This window comes from Peribacillus sp. SIMBA_075 (assembly GCF_046534585.1).
In genome coordinates, this window is record NZ_JAWRYN010000391.1 from 1 (window position 1) to 289 (window position 289).

Consider the following 289-nt stretch of genomic DNA (forward strand, 5'->3'; position numbering starts at 1 on the left):
TTGCAGCAATCATCAAATTCTCGTGCCGTCGGTTTTTTGATCCAATACTTGCGGTCGCTCGCAATCACTTCCCCTTTGATGCGACTATCTTTATCCAGCAAAACTTCTACTAAACCGTCACTACTGGCAAAATATTCGTCTACCTCGTCGCAGGGAATGAGCGTCAGATCCAATTTGTTGCCATCTTCCAAAAAAATGATATAGGAAAACCAGTTGCCTAGTTCTGGCGGAAAAAGCTCCATGTCTTCGGGTTTTTGCATCATGATCCGTTTCCCGAATTGGTCAAGCC

The 289-nt window shown here is 44.6% G+C and carries 1 protein-coding gene; it reads right to left on the reverse strand.

Annotated features, from left to right (window positions below):
* On the reverse strand, window positions 1-289 hold a 289-nt coding region (locus SB775_RS28725; protein WP_410864592.1), incomplete at both ends, for an aminoglycoside 6-adenylyltransferase.